The following is an 18,076-nucleotide window of genomic DNA, read 5'->3' as shown; positions in this document are numbered from 1 at the left end:
TACCATGTATTTTCGTCCGAAACAGCAATATAACAAACGTCTAGTATGCGGTACACTGCTGTCAGAAGCAGCTACTCTATACGTGATAGGAGAATGGACGGATGACGGAAATCGAAGTATACGGACTAACATGTAATCATAGGTTGAACCCAGTCGGAATCGGTGACGCAGCACCTGCGTTAAGCTGGAAAATTCGTTCGGCAGGAAGGGCTTTTCTACAAGAGGGCTATCAGATTCAAGTTGGGAAGCGTGTGGATTTCAGCGGTGAGCTTGATTGGAGTACAGGAAGACGAGTGAGCGGCCAATCGACGAATGTCGGATATGAAGGAGCACCGCTGCAGCCGCGGACACGGTATTACTACCGGGTGAAGACATGGGGAACGGGTGGAGCGGAGTCGGCATGGAGCGCGCCAGCTTATTTCGAAACAGGGCTATTGTCGAATGAGGAATGGGCAGCAGCCGAATGGATCTCGTATCCGCAGCCGCGCGACGAAGCAGGGGACGAACCAATCGCTTATTTGCGCAAGCGCTTCCCGCTCGATAAGCCGATTGCTTCAGCCCGCGTCTATGCGACGGCGCTTGGCATGTACCAGCTGTTCGTGAATGGAGAGAAAGCAGACGACACAAGGCTCAATCCAGGCTGGACGAGTTACACCAAACGGCTGCAGTACCAGACCTATGATGTGACTCAGCTGGTGTCGGAAGGTGATAATGCACTTGGCGTCATGCTCGGAAACGGCTGGTATCGCGGCGAGATGGGCTGGGACAAGAAGCAGTATTATGGCGACACAAGGGCAGCGCTAGTTGTTCTGCACGTGCGTTACGAGGACGGTTCGGAATACATCGTTAGCTCGGATAACAGCTGGAAGGGCAGCGACGGAGCCATCCGCAGCTCCGAAATTTACGATGGCGAGCGGTACGATGCAAGGCTGGAACGCATCGGTTGGTCACTTGCAGGCTTCGACGATTCGGAATGGGGAACTGTCGTCCACTATGATCACTCGAAGGAGCTGCTCGTCGCGCAGGAGAATGAGCCGGTTCGGATCGTGAATACAATCGTACCTATATCTGTGTTAACGACGCCAAGCGGTGAGACCGTACTCGACATGGGACAGAACATGGTGGGTTGGATGCGCTTCAGCGTTCAGACTAAGGCGGGGACGGTCGTGAAGCTTCGGCATGCCGAAGTGCTGGATCGTAACGGCAACTTCTATATCGGTAACCTTCGCAGAGCCGAACAGACGGTTACGTATATTTGTTCAGGTAACGGCGCAGAGACGTTCGAGCCATTCTTTACGTTCCAAGGATTCCGTTATGTCAAGGTGGAAGGCATCTCGCCTGAGCAAATTCCTGGCCGCTTCGTCGGTTGTGTGTTGACGAGCGACCTGCAGGAAGCGGGACAATTCCGCTGCTCCGATCCGCTCATTAATAAGCTGGCGGACAACATCGTCTGGGGCCAGATCGGCAACTTCGTTGACGTGCCGACGGATTGCCCGCAGCGTGACGAACGGTTGGGCTGGACAGGCGATGCACAAGCTTTCGTACGGGCAGCGACCTATAATCGGAACGTTATGCCGTTCTTCACGAAGTGGCTGCGGGATCTGTCTGCGGATCAGAAGCCAGACGGAAGCGTTCCGCATGTTGTGCCGGATCTATCGACGTCTGCTGGCGAGAACTCCTCAGCTTGGGGAGATGCGGCAGCGATCGTGCCATGGGTATTGTATGAGCGCTATGGCGATGCACGAGTGCTGCGTGAGCAATACCCGAGCATGAAGGGCTGGGTAGAGTACATTCGTGCGCAGGGAGAGAACGAACTGCTGTGGAATACGGGCTTCCACTTCGGCGATTGGCTTGGTCTCGATGCGAAGGAGAACAGCTATGTAGGCGCGACACCGCGAGATTTGATTGCGACAGCTTTCTATGCGCATTCAACGGGGTTGTTGGCTAAGGCGGCTGCCTTGCTGGGCTATACGGAAGATGCAGCCAAGTATGCGGATCTTCGAGCGAACATCGAGCAAGCTTTCCGCGATGAATATGTGACGCCAAGCGGTCGGGTTGCATCACCGACGCAGACGGCCTACGCTGTTGCGTTAATGTTCGACCTGCTGAAGGAAGAAGATCGTGTTCAAGCAGCGGATCGGCTTGCCAAGATAGTCGAAGAAGAAGGCAACCAACTGACGACTGGCTTCGTTGGCACCCCTTATCTGTGCCATGTGCTCACCAAGTTCGGTCATGTGGAGCTTGCCTACAAGCTGCTCGAACGGCGCGAATATCCGTCTTGGTTGTATCCGGTAACGAAGGGAGCAACGACGATCTGGGAGCATTGGGATGGCATTAAGCCGGACGGCAGCTTCTGGAGCGACGATATGAACTCCTATAACCACTACGCTTATGGAGCAGTAGGTGATTGGCTGTTCGGCACAGTTGCAGGCATTGATGCCGATGAGACAGAGCCAGGTTATCGACGTATCATCATCCGCCCGATTCCCGGCGGCTCGCTGACATCCGCTGAAGCGTCCCTCGAGTCGCCATATGGCGAGATCCGATCGGCGTGGTCGCGTCAGAAGGACGGCGGAATTGCGTACGAAGTGACGGTACCGGCTAACACGTCCGCACTGGTACGGTTACAAGGAGCGAGCAAGTCCAGCGTAACCGAATCAGGTCTTGCGCTCGCCGCTGCGGAGGGCGTAACCGATATCGTCGAGACGGCAGAGTGGCTGGAATTCCGCGTCGGCTCGGGAACTTACCATTTTGATGCACAACAGCAGCAGTAGTATCTAGAAATACAATAACGCTAATAAAGCTGATGCGGGTTAAAACCTGCGTCAGCTTTTTGTTTGGAACGCACGAAAGAATAAATATCATCAAATTCCACATATTAGTATGTGGCTATACCGATACAGGGGGGATCACGATGCCGCTTAACAGCTCGTTTACTGCCAATAATAACGGACTGAAGAATGCTTATCGCGCAAACGCAGGAAGCGGGCAGCGATATCTTCGGGTTCGGGGAGTTCATCCGAGCCAAGAAGAGAAGCTATTGGAACACGAATGTAACAACAAAAGAGCGGTGGCAGGAGCAATATAAGGACGTGACGTTCGATATTGATACCCATGTCAATGTAAGACGCTGGTGCAGCAGGAGGGATCGTCATGAATGTCGTTGTTGGTTATACGGTTAATTTTATCGGCTATGCGATTCCTCTTCTGCTTTTCTCAGGGCTTATGATCCTTCGCATTGATCGTATGGAGCTGAAGAAGAACAATATGACCAAAGAACAAAAGTTCTCGACCTTCCTCGGCGTTACGAATATCGTGCTCGCTTTGTCTTTCTTTGTAATAAGGTCGATGTTTTTCTGAGCAATAAGGATAAGGTCTGATTGATCAGTCTTGGAACCACCTTGCATTCTCCGATGTGTGGATTGTCCATTCCTTGCTATGGGCTGAGATCGAGATAGTGTTCTCGGAAACGTTCCAGGATAATCCTTTGTATTCACCGCTGCTCTTATTGGAAAATGACTCCCAATCCTGACCGCCATTAATCGTGAAGTATAGGATGATCGATGATGTGTCTGATTGTGCAACTACAATTCCCTCGTCCTGTGTAATAAATAAGGGTGCGAAAGCGAATAATTGAGCCTCTTTCAATTCCTCAGGCACAGCTAGATGCTCCTCATTCCACGTCACTCCTCCGTCACTAGTGAAAGACAATCCAACCTTCCCCTGCCATGGAGCATTTGTCGTCATCCAGCCATTCTTTTCACTCGAGAACACGAATCCTGACTTTACTCCCCCTGGAAGATTACTGTGGGCATCATCGGAGCTTGCGATATAAGCCCAATTGGCACCCCCGTCCGTCGTTTTGTATAGGATCATATCTTCACGATGCATGCCATAATCTTTGTACGCTGCTTTCCACCCGATTTGATCGTTTAGGAAAAAGGTTTCCTCGCGCTGGTTTACAGAACCGTCGTCTGATGGAGAGGCATTCATGGATTCATCATCGGATTGGTCGTCAGCTTGCAGAGCCTGGGGCATTCCTTGTTCAGCAGTTTGTTCGCTGCTTGGATTTGGTTCATCTAGCGCTGCTTCCTTCTCCTGACAACCCGTTAATAAAATGAATAGAACGACTAAACAGAGCATACGCAGATTCATCTGATACCCTCCCTCTTCGTAATAAACCAGACCCAGTCATTGACGTACATCTGCACTTTATGGTTGCAATCGGCATCATACAAGTGCGTAATAAAACGACTACATCCTAGAAGAATACACATCGCTGTATAAGCGATTTCTCAATATGATAGGTTCGAGTTTAATCGAATCCAGATATTGGGGAGGTCTATTCTTCATGGCACGATTCAGGACATGGCTGGCTTGTCTCATGACGGTGATGCTGCTTCTCGGCTCACTACCGGCTTATGCGGAGAGCATAGCGGCAGATGACTCGGCGAAGGGCGATGATGGAACGACGTTTGCTGCTCAGGCTGCGCCAGTGGCTGCTACAGCGGAGTTCATCCGCATTAAGAACAAGTGGCAAAGCAATTATTTGTACGAATCGACCGATGGCATTGTTCGTTATGGCTTTACGGCGGTCAACGATCAATCGTCGCAATGGCAAATCGTTGATGAGAACGGCAAGAGGCGGATTCAGAACCGCAAGACGGGTCATTTCATTACGATCGTTGATGTATCGAAACGAAGGGATGCGCTGACGAGTCGTGAAGTTGCGGCGACAAGCGCCAGCGATCAATGGTATATCGAGACGGCGAGCCGTCCCGGTTACGTGTTGATTAAGAGTGCGGCAGCCGATTCAGCGGTCAATCTCGTTATTCACGAGGAGGACCAGCTTGGCTTCGCGGAAGTAAGCAGCGACATTAATGTAACGTTCGAAAGTCCGCAGTGGAAGTTAGAGCCGGTCGAAGATAGTGAGCCGGTTCGCATTATTAACGAGGAGCGGGCCGGACAAGCGCTGTACGTGAAGACGAACCCGGACAAAGATCGGACAGCGGACGTTGCGGCATTCGGCCAAGTCGATGCCAACGATCCGAGCTCGCATTGGTATTTAGAGCCTGGCGATAACGGGAATTACCGGCTGAAGAATCGTGCGACAGGACAATATATCGTTCAGTTCGACGGCGGCGATTATTGGCGTGCAATCGAGATGGGCGATTCGGACGATCCGTTGAAGCTGGAATGGAGCATTAAGCCTTCCGTCAACCTTGAGGATACGCCAGTTCCAGGCTTTGTGACGATCTCGAGCGCATTCAATGGCGGTTATGTGCTGAATACGCAGTTCCCGACGGACAGCTATGCACGTTCGAACGATTGGTCCAATGCGAAGCTCGCGAATGCGCATTGGAAGGTCGTACCTGCTGCCGATATGAAGCCGGTGCGTATCGTTAATTTTACGACGGGCAATGTGGGTACTGACTATCTGTATGAGGAAAGCGGCGCCGTGAAGCATGGTGCGCTAGGCGCGGCTAACGCTGATAACCTTAAGTATCAATGGTACGTTGAGGACTATAACGGAACGAAGCGGATTCGCAATGCGGAGACGGGCCGCTACGCGCTTGCGGGCGACTCGTTGACGATGGGTGACAGTACGGCTGCCTCTGCTTCGAGTGGACAATGGCAGATCGCAGCTTCGCTGCAATATGACGATTATGTCTCGATCGGAAGCGCGGCTGGGGGCTACTTGAATGTTGAGGCAGCCGCCGATACGGCGCATGTGAGCGGAGTCGATCCGAATTCGGACGGTGCGCAGTGGCTGCTTGAGGATCCGGCAGTTAAGACCAACGGGTCGGTACAGTACATTCGCATTCAGAATGAATGGCAGCCGTTCGTGTTGTATGAAGATAGGCAGGGCAACTTGAAGTATGGCAACATGCGTGATGATCAACGCGACCAGTGGGCGATCGAGAAGTTTAACGGTCGCAAACGGATCAAGAACCGTGCAACGGGCCATTACATCAACCTTCAGTCGATGAAGGACGGCCGCATTCAAGTGACCGATGTGCAGGATGATTGGCGGAGCGCGATCTGGATCATCGAGACGGTGAGCGGAGGATCGAAGCTTATTCACAGCGTTAACGATCCAAGCTCAGGCAGCGAGACCGATCGTCTGATCAACTTGCAGAACTTGACCAAATATGCGGAGTATGCCGTCATTAACCGCAATTGGGGCAGTCCCAAATGGAAGTTTATAAACGTCGTTGACGACCGGCCAACGAACATTCGCCTTGTGAACAAGTCGGGCCAGTCTTTGTATGAGGAAGTGTCGGCGACCGACCCAACGCAAGGGACTGTGAAATACGGTGTTCGCGATGAGTCTGATGCCGCTTCCGTCTGGTTCATTGAGGATGCAGGCGATAACGCGATTCGACTGAAGAATACGGCAACGAACCATTACATCACGATGCAAAATGTTGGCGACACCGACGTCACGCTCGATAATCCGCCGGAACCGCTGCAGACGCTCGAGACGATCTATCCGACATGGGGCAGCGCCAAGTGGTACATGGATACGACGCAGGAGCCGGGCTACATCGCCCTGCGAAGCGCTTGGGCGCAGCATTATATCAAGGCTGAAGACCCGGACAGCGCCGCCAAGGTGAGCAAAACGGTGAAGGCTGAAGACGGCTCAATCGCCGATTCGGCGCTGTTCAGCGTAGTAACTGCAACAGCGGGTACACCGGAGCTGCCAACTGGCGCAATCCGTATCCGCAACGTGTTCAATCAGCAGTACTTATACGAGAATAAGGGCGGCGTTGTGCTCTACGGCAATGTGGACGCATCGAATGGCTACTCGCATTGGCTGCTGGAGCAATCGCCGGATGGCAGCACACGAATCGTGAACCGTGTAACCGGTGACGCGATGGCGATGAGCGGCGATTACCGCTACATCGAAGGTGTATCCACTTCTGGCGGCACGGATTCGTCGTCGCTGTGGGCGATCGAACCGACGCCAGACGGAGCGAGTTCATTAATTCGGAGCTTGAACGGCAGCTATGACGATGAGTATATGAATGTGCAAAATAGCGCCGGTTACGCTGAACGCGGCCTCTACCCGTCGAGCTACGGATCGCTGCAATGGCAATTCGAAACAGCTCCGACGGACTTCGATACACCGTCCGTCGACGCGGCACGCAATGATGCGACGAGTACGCCGGCGCTCCCGTCGCGCAATGCAGTGCGCATTGCCGTGCCGGCAGCAGAAGCTGCTGATGTGCGTTACTTGAGCGAAGCCAACGGTGCGATTTCGCTGAGTGCAGACGGCACGGGCGTTGACACGCAGTGGCTCGCTTACGATTACAACGGACGCCAACTGCTCCAGAACAAGGCGACTGGCAAGTTGTTGACGCTCGAAGATAGCGGTTCGTTATCTGCTGAGGCTTTCAGCAACGCAGTGGATGTGAGATCGCAGTGGAGGATCGATGAGGCGATTGGCTACAAGACGATTCGCAGCGCCTCGAATGCCAGTCCGACGCTGACGCATTCGGGAGGCAAGGCGAAAGCAGAAGAGAATGCCGCTGCCAGCGACTCACGCTGGACGATCCAGCCGATTCGCGCAGATATTACTTATGAAGCCGAGCAAGCCTTCATGGGCGGCGGTGCTCAAGAATCGCAGTCGACAGCGGGCTTCATGGGCACTGGTTACGCCGAAGGATTGTCGAAGGCAGGTGCAAAGCTTGCATTCGCAGTTCATGCGCCTGAGGCAGGAAGCTATCAGGCAGCAATCCGCTACAAGGCAAGCGGAGCGAATGCCAAGCTGAACGTCTATGTGAATGGACTGCTGTCGCAGCCGATCGACTTGCCGGCATCGGCAGGCTGGACGGACGCAGCTTTAACGATTGAGCTGCGTGCAGGCATTAACAATGTAACGGTGCAATATGACAGCGGCAGCAGCGGCGGCAATGCCTTGATCGATTCGCTTACCGTGAAGAACAGTACAGCGCCGGACGGTCGAGGAGCAACGGTCCCTTATACCGCTTATGAAGCCGAGCAAGCGGTGACGAACGGAACGAAGCTTGGACCTTCCCGTACGTACATGAACGTTGCATCGGAAGCGTCGGGTCGACAAGCGGTTCGTCTGGATACAACGGGCCAGTATGTGGAATTCACAACGACAGAAGCAATCAATTCCATCGTTGTGCGGTTCTCCATGCCAGACAGCAGCACAGGTACGGGGATTGATTCAACGCTTGGCCTGTACGTCAATGGCGAGTTCCGTCAGAAGCTGAACCTTTCTTCCGATCATGCTTGGGAATATGGCAGCTATCCTTGGTCCAACGATCCGAACCAAGGCGGCGCACACCGTTTCTTCGACGAGGCGCATGCGCTGATCGGCGATGTGCCGGCTGGCGCAACGATTCGTCTGGAGAAGGATGCGGACAGCATGGCGGATTATTACGTCGTGGACTTAGTTGAACTGGAGCAAGTGGCAGCGCCTCTTGAGATGCCGGACGGTTTCGTGTCGCTAGCCGATTATGGCGCGGCACCTAATGATGGCGTCGATGATACGGCTTCCTTCCAAGCGGCACTTACTGCGGCGCAGGCCGGCGGCACAGGCTTGTGGATTCCGCAAGGCGAATTCGAGCTGCGCGGCGATCAGATTGTGCTTGGCAGTCATGTAACGATTCGCGGCGCAGGGATGTGGTATACGCAGCTGACCGGCGCTCGTTTCATGGGCAAGGGCAGCGATATTGAGGTGTATGATCTGCTCATTGACGGCGATCTCAATATCCGCGATGACGAAGCGCATACCCATGCGTTTGAAGGCGCTTTTGGTCCAGGATCTGTCATCCAGGACGTATGGATCGAGCATTCCAAGACCGGCTTGTGGCTTACGAAACTGAAGGACAGCGAGGATTACACAGATGGTCTGTACATGGTTGGTCTGCGCATTCGCGACCTGATGGCTGACGGAATCAACTTCTGCGTCGGCACAAGCAACAGCATGATGGAACAGAGCGACATCCGTTATCCAGGTGATGATGGCATCGCGATGTGGTCGGCTGAAGGACGCGCGAGCATTAATAATACGGCTCGCTTCAACACAGTGGCGCTGCCTTGGCTGGCGGATAACATCGTCGTATTCGGCGGTACGAGCAATAAGATTCAGGACAACATTGCGAGGGATACGATTACGAACGGTGCGGGCATCGCGGTATCGACGCGGTTCAATCCGGTTCCATTTGCCGGCACAACGATCGTGGAACGCAATACGCTCATTCGTACGGGCAGCTATGATACGGGTTACTTGACGGACTTGGGCGCGATCTGGGTATTCGCGAGCGAGAAAGATTTGAATGGCAAGGTCATTATTCGCAATAATGTTGCGCTCGACAGCACCTACTTGGGCTTGACGGTGCAGGGGATTTATGGAGTCGATAATGTCTCTGTTGAAGATTTGGTTATCGATGGTGTTGGTACCAAAGGCGTCGATGTCGCGAGCAGCGTAAGCGGCAAGCTTGTGATCGATAACGTCATTGTCCGCAACAGCCGGATCGCGGAGGTAGCGAACAATGCAGCCCACTTCCAACTGAAAGAAGTGAACGAAGGCTTCGCTAATGTAGTGAAGCCGTTCTCGCTGAAGGCGGCAGACGGCACGACGGGCCGTTTCCGCATTACGACTGGCAGCTCGCTCGCTATTCAAGTACTGAATAGCGACGGAAGCGATGTAACGGCACAAGCGCAGCTGGCGATCAGTGGATCTGGCGCGGCTGCAATGTCTGGCAATGGCAAGGCTATTGTGGGGCAATCGGCAGGTGAAGCGGTGCTTACGGTTACTTACAACGGTGCCGTTCGTGCTTACACGATTGTCGTCGCTCCGTCTGCGGGCAGCGACAATGGCGGTGGCGGCACAATCACTAATCCAGGTCATACAGGCAGCACAGGCTCGACGGGTGAAGGCGGCGTAATCGTAAGCGGCAGTGCGGCTGACAACGATGCAAGCTTGGCGGCGATGACGGGAAGCACGATTACGTTCGCCGTTGATTCGTCAGGAGCTGCGGGTCAAGCAGCGTTCACGGTGCAAGGGCTTCGAGCAGCAATCGCTGCACATCCGGACGGCACGATCATCGTACAGAATGGCGGCACATCCTATGAATTGCCACTGCCGTTGATAGCAGATCTATTGAAAGGTCAGTCCATTCCTTCGGATGCAGTGGTGACGTTCACCGTCAAACCGCTTGAAGTAGCGGCAGCGAATAAGCTGGCAGTGCTGGCGAAGAAGCAGGGACTTGATCTCAAGGGAACGCTTATCGACTTCGGCATCACGCTGCAAGCTAACGGTAAGACGATGGCTATCGATAGCTTCGGCAGCACTTATGTCACTCGCACGCTCGTGATAGACGGCACGCTCGATCCGAAGACGGCAACCGCACTCGCCTACAACGAGGCGACGGGCGAATTCCAATACGTGCCGGCAACATTCGCATCGTCCGGAGGCAAGACGACGGTGACGATCATGAGTATGGGCAACAGCATCTATGGCGTGGCGGTTCATCCCGTTACGTTCGGAGATGTATCGACGCACTGGGCGAAAGGATGGATCGAGCAGCTCGCATCCCGAATGATCGTCAAAGGCGTCGCGACTTCTTCCTTCGCCCCTAACCGTTCGATTACTAGAGCGGAGTTCGCAGCGCTGCTCGTTCGCGCGCTTGGCCTTCATGAGCAATCAGGCGGCACGAGCTTCTCGGATGTAGGAGCGAACGCCTGGTATGCGCAAGACGTCCGTACGGCATCGCAGTTCGGTCTCGTGCAAGGGATGGCGGACGGTGCGTTCCACCCAAGCGATTCGATTACACGGGAACAGATGGCGGTTATGCTTGCCAAGGCGATTGCGATCGTGAAGGGTAAGCAATCGACTTCCGGTGAAGCGGCATCGGCTAGTTTCTCGGATGCTTCAACCATTCACGGTTGGGCTTCGGATGCCGTCGCATTGACGGCTCAGCTAGGCATTATGCAAGGCAATCCATCGGGTGAGTTTGCGCCTCGCGATCTCGCAACCCGCGCAGAGGCAACCGTCGTCATTGGCCGACTGCTGCAAGCGGCAGGGCTGATGAATTAACAGCACAATGTGTATTCGAAAGGCCCGCGCAGCTTCGGCAGACGCGGGTCTTTTTGTCAGACTGCTCCTATCCGAAGATGGAACAGAACCAATTTAACGGCCGCCTATAACATAATGAAGTAACTATTGTCTAAGGAGGTACAAGCGGACAATATGCGCAACTGGTTGGAAAATTTTACAATATATACACTTGAGTCATAAGGTTTGTACGAAAAATCGTACAAACCAGATAGGCAATGGTACTCATATAAGCGATTTGTGTGAAAAATCATATAATACGGGCCGACATCCAACTTAAGATTGAGTTTTTGTACGAATAATCATACAAAGCGGTCAGGAAGTCGTATGGAGTCAGGGGGGTGTACGAGAATTCATATAAAACATGACAATCATCTTCGATGTCGCATCAGTTAGCCCGCTGAGGGGCTTTCCTTCATCCCCACTTCCTTTTCTTCCGCACCTATACCGTCCAATACTTTCGCACCACTTCATCGCTCAGCCTATGAAGCTCGCCATCCCAAGCAACAGCGCCTTTATCGAGAATGTATAGAAATAGTCACCACGCTTCGGACAAATTCAAGACTCTGCTCGACGAGCAAAATAGCCGTCTTGCCATCCTGTTTAATAAACAGGTCCTTTGTATTTTTGTCGAAGGCGGGGTCAATGGAATGAATTTCGTTTTCTTGTGATGGTTTTATTTGTAAACGGAGTAGTCTTTATGTATACTGATACCTAGATATCCGATACATAGATAAACGATGGTAAGGAGGGATAACCACAACATGAGAATCAACAAAGAACTGATGAAGGGCAGCACGGTCATCCTGATTCTGAAGCTTCTAGATAGCAAAGCTCTGTACGGTTATGAGATGACGAAGCTGATTGAGCAGAAGTCGGAAGGCTTGTTCACCTTCAAGGAAGGGACGCTGTACCCTATCCTTCATACGCTAGAAGTGGAGCAGTTGGTCGAGTCTTATTGGGATGAAGAAGGCGGCCGCAAACGCAAATATTACCGAATTACGGACAAAGGGCGCCGAGAGCTTGGACTGAAGCAGCAGGAATGGTCGCTGTTCAGCAACACCGTGTCCCGTATCGTTGGGGAGGGGAGTGTATGAACCTGAAACGTGATGTAGGTAAACATCCTCTCGTTCAGGACTTCCTCGATCGCATTTGCAGTAAGGTCCGGGCATCTGCGGTACATGACGACATTCGGCAGGAGATGCTGAATCATCTCGAGGAGCGCATCATCGAGGGATTGGACGCAGGAAAGACGGAGGAAGAAGCGATTGCTGCTGCAGTCGAGCAGATGGGCGATCCGAACTTGCTAGGGAAGCAGTTGAATGCGGCACATCGGCCGAAGCTGGCATGGGATGTTGTCGCACTGCTAGTCGGTATGATGATCATTGGCGGAATCACCTTATTCTCGTTGTACAGTGCCATGGATGAAGGAAAAATATCGATTCTACGCAAAATATCGTTCGCAGCAGTCGGTGTCGCCGCTATGAGCGTGCTGTATTTCGTTGATTATCGACGGCTGCTGAAGTATTCCGGGCTCCTTTATGTAGGAACATTGCTCCTCATGGTCATTACCCTTCGGTATGGCTTCGCTATCAATGGAGTGAAATATCTCTCCTTTGCGACGTTTACATGGAATGTCTATACAACGGTGCCTTATCTATTGATTGTCGCTGCTGCAGGTTTACTATACCAGGAAAAGGCTCGCGCGCCGGTTGGGGATGATATGCAGCGGTTGCGACAGTTCTGGAAGGGTGCCTTAATATATATCATTGTGCCGTCCTGTTTCTTCATCGCGGCGCCTGCGATGGGCCCTCTCCTTATTTATATCATTAGCATTTCTGTTCTCTTGCTCATTAAAGGGAAATGGAAGATGATCCTTGCCAGTGGCATTACGATGGGGGGATTGCTGCTGACTGCGCTGCCAATATGGAAGGGAGATAAGCTGTTATTTACATTGGAGCGTCACATGGCTTTCATCCACCCTACAGATCGAAATTCATACATGTTGAACCGTTCAATCGAGGCGATCCATGCCGGCGGCTGGTGGGGGCATGGCTTTGGAGTACCAAGCGAACGATTGCCTGGCGTTAATAGCGAGATGACCTTCTCGTATTTGGTCTATAGCTTAGGCTGGGTGTTTGGTATAGCTGTGGCGCTGCTTGCCTTAATGTTGATCATTCGGATCGCGAGAATGGGCATGCAAGTAAGAGATGGATATGCTAGAAGCATCATCATTGGTTTAACCTCCGTATTCGCTGTTCAATATGTGTGGACGATGTTGATGTGCATCGGATTGCTGCCGATTATGGGGATTCAGCTGCCAATCGTCAATTGGTCGAGCTGGACGATATTCGAGCTGGGGGCGCTTGGACTTATGCTGGGTGCCTATCGGCGTAAAGATATGCTTGGCCGATTCTCTTATTGGCAAAAGAATGAACTCGTGAAGTGACGAATGAAATTTGAGGTTGAATTGGACCCCGTGGACTCCCTGTCATTATAGGGGGTCTGTTTTTATATAAATATCAGTTTAGATTAACACAATTGTTAATTATGTAATATATTGTTTAATTAATAGTTCGTTGGTATACTAATAGAGTTTGAAAAATCGCTGATTCAAAGGGGCTATGGTTCATGCAGATCGATCTAATTGGTAAGCAGTGTTTCCCTTCAATTCCCCGAAATAGCTTTCAAACCTGCACAGATGACATCATCGCTTCTATTGCTGAACATGTCGGAAGAGATCACCGATTGATGTTTGCGCAATCATGGACATTTGATTATGATTCGTCGGATGGCGGGAAGTCGATAGCCGAGAGGTTTATTTTGTCGGACGCTCAAGCGAAGTGTTTGTACTTTCTGCTCGGAATCGAAATCGTCTTGCACAATGAACTGCAATCGCATGAAGTGTTCGAACTGGTAGAATCGAATTTGACTCAGAATCTTCCCGTTATATCCAGGTTCGATTCGTATTACAACCCGTGGGACCAATTGTACGGCAAAGAGCATAATGATCACTCATGCCTCATCACCGGAATGGATCGGCAGTCGCGTACGTTTACGATATGCGACCCTTATTTCGGTAAACAGAATGAAGTTGTTCCTTTTGAGGTGATCGAGCAAGCGGCAGGCGGACATTACGGCAGCGTGAAATTATTGCCGGTCGTTGACAGTCCAGCATCATTGGAGCTTCTGTACGCATCGGGTGAACGTTTTCTGCAAGAAAACGGGATGCTGCAATTTGTATCGGATATGGAACGATATTGGACGGACGATCTATCTTTTATTTGGAGCAAAGTTTCAGAGGGCTTAACCTTCTGGCATACGAATTTCTATCGGGTGATCAAAACACATATCATCCTGAATCGACATAAGTTTAAGCAGTTCGTCCAGCACTGTATCGATGAAGTAGGACAACATCCGGTTCTCCAGGCTATGATTGTTCAGTTAGATCTCATTATTACGCATTGGGAAGCAGCCTTGAATGCGTTGACCAAAGCCGCAATTTACTCGAAGATCAGTCCGCGAATGAAAGACCATTTCATTACGAAAGCGAAAGATATCGTTCAATTGGAATACGGCCTTGCCCATATGATCGTGTCGATGTCACTCGATTCAAGCGAGGCGACTCAAGAACAGAAGAAAGCGGGGGAACTTACGGAACATTGGCGTCACGTGCAGCTTGATCTTTCCGAGCTTCTTAACAATCAAGGCTTTTCCCATGAGCTCTCAGCGGCTAGCGAGGCTGATATAACGGGAACTGGCGAGTATGTGTATGTAACTTGCGGCCAGCTGCAGTCCAGCACCTTCCATATTTCGACGATCGATCGAGATCGAAATGACAATATCTCCTGTATGGGGCAGGTCATCCCTATTGAACCGACGCGCTGTAAGGGAGTTGCGATACTAGGCTGCTCCGAATGGGGCGACAGCAGCGCGTTCCTTACCGTTAACCATCAAGATGGTACGGTGAAGAAGTACCCTTTTATCCTATCGGATATCGTAACCGAGCCGAGCTATAACGAATCGATTGAGATGAAACTAAGCTTGGTCAATAAAAATAAAGGGTTGAACATGAGCGACGCCTATCTATTCCGCGTTACGGTTTCTTTTGACGGAGATGGTGTTATAGACTCCATTCAATTGCCGGTATGCACGAACATGCATATTATTGCGATGAACATGTTGGTATAGAGTTTCGTCACTCTGTCAGTCGATGCAGGTGGTGACGAGGTAATTGCGAACAAGCAATAGTAGAATGCTAACGGACCAGAGAGGCGCTATTGTGTGCAAAACGCACCAATTGGGACTCTAACGGACACAGGTGACGCTAATGAGCAGCAAATCGGCGGTTTGATACGAGTATGAGCTGAATAGCGCCCGCTCAGTTCGTTACTCGACAGACTGACCTCTATAGATCGAATAGCGTCACTATAGTCCGTTAGCGAGTACAGTACAGGTCAGGTCTGGTTAAGTCTGGTCAGTGCGAGTATAAGCCGACGAGTGTGCGGACAAGCAGGAGTCGATTGCTAACGGACCAGAAAGGCGCTATTGTGTGCAAAACGCACCTATCGGGGTGCTAACGGACACAGGTGACGCTATTGAGCAGCAAATCGGCGGTTTGAGCCGACGAAGTGCCGAATAGCGCCCGCTCAGTCCGCTACACGACAGACTGACCTCTATAGATCGAATAGCGTCACTATAGTCCGTTAGCGAGTACAGGACAGGACAGGACAGGACAGGACAGGTCATGTCTGGTCTGGTTATGTCTGGTCAGGTCGAGTATGAGCCGACGAGTGCACGGACAAGAAGCAGCAGGTAATCGGACCGAATACCGTTTCTCTACATCCAAAGCTCTCCCACCCGGGAGAGCTTCCTCGTACTATTAGGTCAGCCAGAGTTTTCTGGTTGGCTTTTTCTATGTTCCGTTTCCACCTCTTACTCTTTTCCCTCCTCCTCCAGCAAGAAGTCAAATTTGTCGCATAAGAGATCAAAATACCGTCATCGGCACCGCCTGCCCGTTTCCTATAATGAAGACAACATCACATCCTACTCATTGAATTAGAGGTGTTCGTTATGGAGACTCCAACCCAAGCCGCTGTGAAAGGCGGGCTTGAGAAGAAGCCAAGGAAGGCGTGGTCGCTGTCGACCGGAGAGAACTTGGCCGGCTGGCTGTTCATCAGTCCGATGCTCATCGGTGTGTTCGTGCTTGTGCTGATACCGATCATTGCGACGATCGTGCTGAGCTTCGCCGACTGGAATTTCGTGCAGGGCTGGGACGGGATCAACTGGGTCGGCATTGGCAACTTCAAGAAGCTGCTGCATGATGACCAGTTCATTCGCTCGGTGCGCAACAACTTCCTATTCCTGTTCACGGTTCCGGCTTACATGCTGATCTCGATGGTGCTAGCGGTAATCATTGACCGTCATGTTTACCTCAAGAGCTATTTCAAGGTTGCCTACTTCATGCCATACATCTCCAGCATTGTAGCGGTCGCAGTCGTATGGCAGGTACTGTTCCAGCCATCGTATGGTCCGATTAACGAGATGCTGAAGGCGATTGGCATCAGCCATCCGCCGATGTGGATTGCCGATCCGAAGTATGCGCTCATCTCGATCATGATGATCGTCGTCTGGACCTCGATAGGCTTCAACATGATTATCTACATCGCAGGTTTGCAGTCGATTCCGAAGGATCTCTATGAAGCGGCTGACATCGACGGTGCGGACGGTTGGACCAAATTCCGCCGCATCACGTTCCCGCTGCTGTCGCCAACATCGTTCTTCTTGCTCGTAACAGGCGTGATCGCGACGTTCAAAGTGTTCGACATCATCGCGGTTATGACGCAAGGGGGGCCGATCGGCTCGACCTCGCTGATGGTCTGGTATTTGTACGATACGGCATTCGTCAATTTGAAGGTCGGATACGCCTCCTCCATCGCTGCAGTACTGTTCCTGTTCGTCTTGCTCATTACGTTCGGACAGTGGCTGGCGCAGAAGCGATGGGTGAACTACTAAACGATAAATGCTCGAAGAAAGGAGCGTAACGGCCGTATGCCTACCACTCTCGCTGCGAAGAACTGGCGTAAGCTTATCTTGACGCTGCTTATGTTCGCTGTCAGTCTTCTGTTTCTGATGCCGTTCTTCTGGATGCTCGTCACCTCATTCAAGATCGAGAAGGACGTATTCGTCTACCCGATCCAATGGATACCGAAGGAATGGAACGCCATCTCCAACTACAAGGAAGTATGGGCGGGCGACTATCCATTCTGGAAATATTATCTGAACTCCATCAAGGTCAGCGTATCGACAACTGCCATCTCGGCATTGGTATCCGCGCTTGCCGCCTATGGCTTCTCGAAGATCCATTTCAAAGGCAGCAACTACGTATTCTTGATCGTACTCGCGACGTACATGGTGCCGAGCCAAGCGATTCTTATTCCGCAGTTCATCCTGTACCGGCAGATCGGCTTGTTCGACAGCCATATTGGCCTTATCCTATTAGGAAGCTTCAGTGTGCTCGGAACATTCATGCTGCGCCAGTTCTTCATGGGGGTGCATCAGGAATTTATCGAGTCTGCCAAAATGGACGGGGCCAATCACTTCCGCATCTTCTGGAGCATCGGCCTGCCGCTCGTCAAACCAGCCGTTGCAACCTATGCGATCCTCCGTTTCATCTGGACTTGGAACGACTATCAGAATCCGCTCATCTTCTTGCGCAGCGATAAGCTGTTTACGATTCCGCTGGCCATGCAGAAGTTCACGTCGCTCAGCGGCGAGTTCTACTCGCTGATCATGGCAGGAGCGGTGTCGGCAATTCTGCCGCTGCTCATTATTTTCATCATCGGACAGAAGAGCGTCATCGAGGGCATCGCTTTGGGTGGCGTAAAAGGTTGATGTAAGATAACGCTAAAAAGTCGAATTATTTGCAAATAAGTAAAAATACTTGCATCACGCGATGCCGGATGCTCCCTATAATCAAACCCG

The 18,076-nt window shown here is 51.8% G+C and carries 11 protein-coding genes; 10 read left to right on the top strand and 1 reads right to left on the bottom strand.

What is annotated here, in order from left to right:
* Positions 1 to 101: 101 nt before the first annotated feature.
* From H8B09_RS14640 to H8B09_RS14630, 4 genes are all read left to right on the top strand, one after another.
* Positions 102 to 2,774 (top strand): family 78 glycoside hydrolase catalytic domain, encoded by a 2,673-nt coding sequence (locus tag H8B09_RS14640; RefSeq protein ID WP_191204252.1) that lies wholly within the window; start codon positions 102 to 104, stop codon positions 2,772 to 2,774.
* 140 nt (positions 2,775 to 2,914) lie between these two features.
* Positions 2,915 to 3,088, top strand: coding sequence for a hypothetical protein (locus H8B09_RS31035; protein WP_318152640.1), 174 nt, complete (start codon positions 2,915 to 2,917; stop codon positions 3,086 to 3,088).
* Positions 3,018 to 3,182 carry a Ger(x)C family spore germination protein gene (locus tag H8B09_RS14635; RefSeq protein ID WP_318152637.1) on the top strand — a complete coding sequence of 55 codons (165 nt, stop codon included), beginning with the start codon at positions 3,018 to 3,020 and terminating at the stop codon, positions 3,180 to 3,182. Before H8B09_RS31035 ends, H8B09_RS14635 begins: the two co-directional genes overlap by 71 nt.
* On the top strand, positions 3,154 to 3,360 hold the full coding sequence (locus H8B09_RS14630; protein WP_191204250.1) for a CLC_0170 family protein: 207 nt from the start codon (positions 3,154 to 3,156) through the stop codon (positions 3,358 to 3,360). The genes H8B09_RS14635 and H8B09_RS14630 overlap by 29 nt, the downstream gene beginning before the upstream one ends.
* A gap of 24 nt (positions 3,361 to 3,384) precedes the next feature.
* Here H8B09_RS14630 and H8B09_RS14625 read toward each other — a convergent pair whose 3' ends face one another.
* Complete coding sequence (locus H8B09_RS14625; RefSeq protein WP_191204249.1) at positions 3,385 to 4,155, bottom strand: WD40/YVTN/BNR-like repeat-containing protein; 771 nt, start codon at positions 4,153 to 4,155, stop codon at positions 3,385 to 3,387.
* 196 nt (positions 4,156 to 4,351) lie between these two features.
* Between H8B09_RS14625 and H8B09_RS14620 the strand changes: the two genes are divergently transcribed.
* The 6 genes from H8B09_RS14620 (at position 4,352) to H8B09_RS14595 (ending at position 17,986) form a co-directional block, all read left to right on the top strand.
* A complete protein-coding gene (locus H8B09_RS14620; RefSeq protein WP_191204248.1) occupies positions 4,352 to 11,074 on the top strand; it encodes an S-layer homology domain-containing protein in 6,723 nt (2,240 codons plus the stop codon).
* Positions 11,075 to 11,856: 782 nt separating this feature from the next.
* The gene (locus tag H8B09_RS14615) at positions 11,857 to 12,189 is read left to right on the top strand and encodes a PadR family transcriptional regulator (protein WP_191204247.1); all 333 of its coding nucleotides are present in this window, start codon (positions 11,857 to 11,859) and stop codon (positions 12,187 to 12,189) included.
* Positions 12,186 to 13,541, top strand: coding sequence for an FtsW/RodA/SpoVE family cell cycle protein (locus tag H8B09_RS14610; protein WP_191204246.1), 1,356 nt, complete (start codon positions 12,186 to 12,188; stop codon positions 13,539 to 13,541). Before H8B09_RS14615 ends, H8B09_RS14610 begins: the two co-directional genes overlap by 4 nt.
* 302 nt (positions 13,542 to 13,843) lie before the next feature.
* Positions 13,844 to 15,283 (top strand): C39 family peptidase, encoded by a 1,440-nt coding sequence (locus tag H8B09_RS14605; RefSeq protein WP_191204245.1) that lies wholly within the window; start codon positions 13,844 to 13,846, stop codon positions 15,281 to 15,283.
* A gap of 882 nt (positions 15,284 to 16,165) precedes the next feature.
* A complete protein-coding gene (locus H8B09_RS14600) occupies positions 16,166 to 17,107 on the top strand; it encodes a carbohydrate ABC transporter permease (RefSeq protein WP_191204244.1) in 942 nt (313 codons plus the stop codon).
* Positions 17,108 to 17,143: 36 nt separating this feature from the next.
* A complete protein-coding gene (locus tag H8B09_RS14595; protein ID WP_191204243.1) occupies positions 17,144 to 17,986 on the top strand; it encodes a carbohydrate ABC transporter permease in 843 nt (280 codons plus the stop codon).
* Positions 17,987 to 18,076 lie beyond the last annotated feature (90 nt).

It is taken from the genome of Paenibacillus terricola, from assembly GCF_014779765.1.
GTDB lineage: Bacteria > Bacillota > Bacilli > Paenibacillales > Paenibacillaceae > Paenibacillus_T > Paenibacillus_T terricola.
The sequence above is the reverse complement of the archived record's forward strand: the minus strand, read 5'-3'. Positions and strand labels throughout refer to the sequence as shown.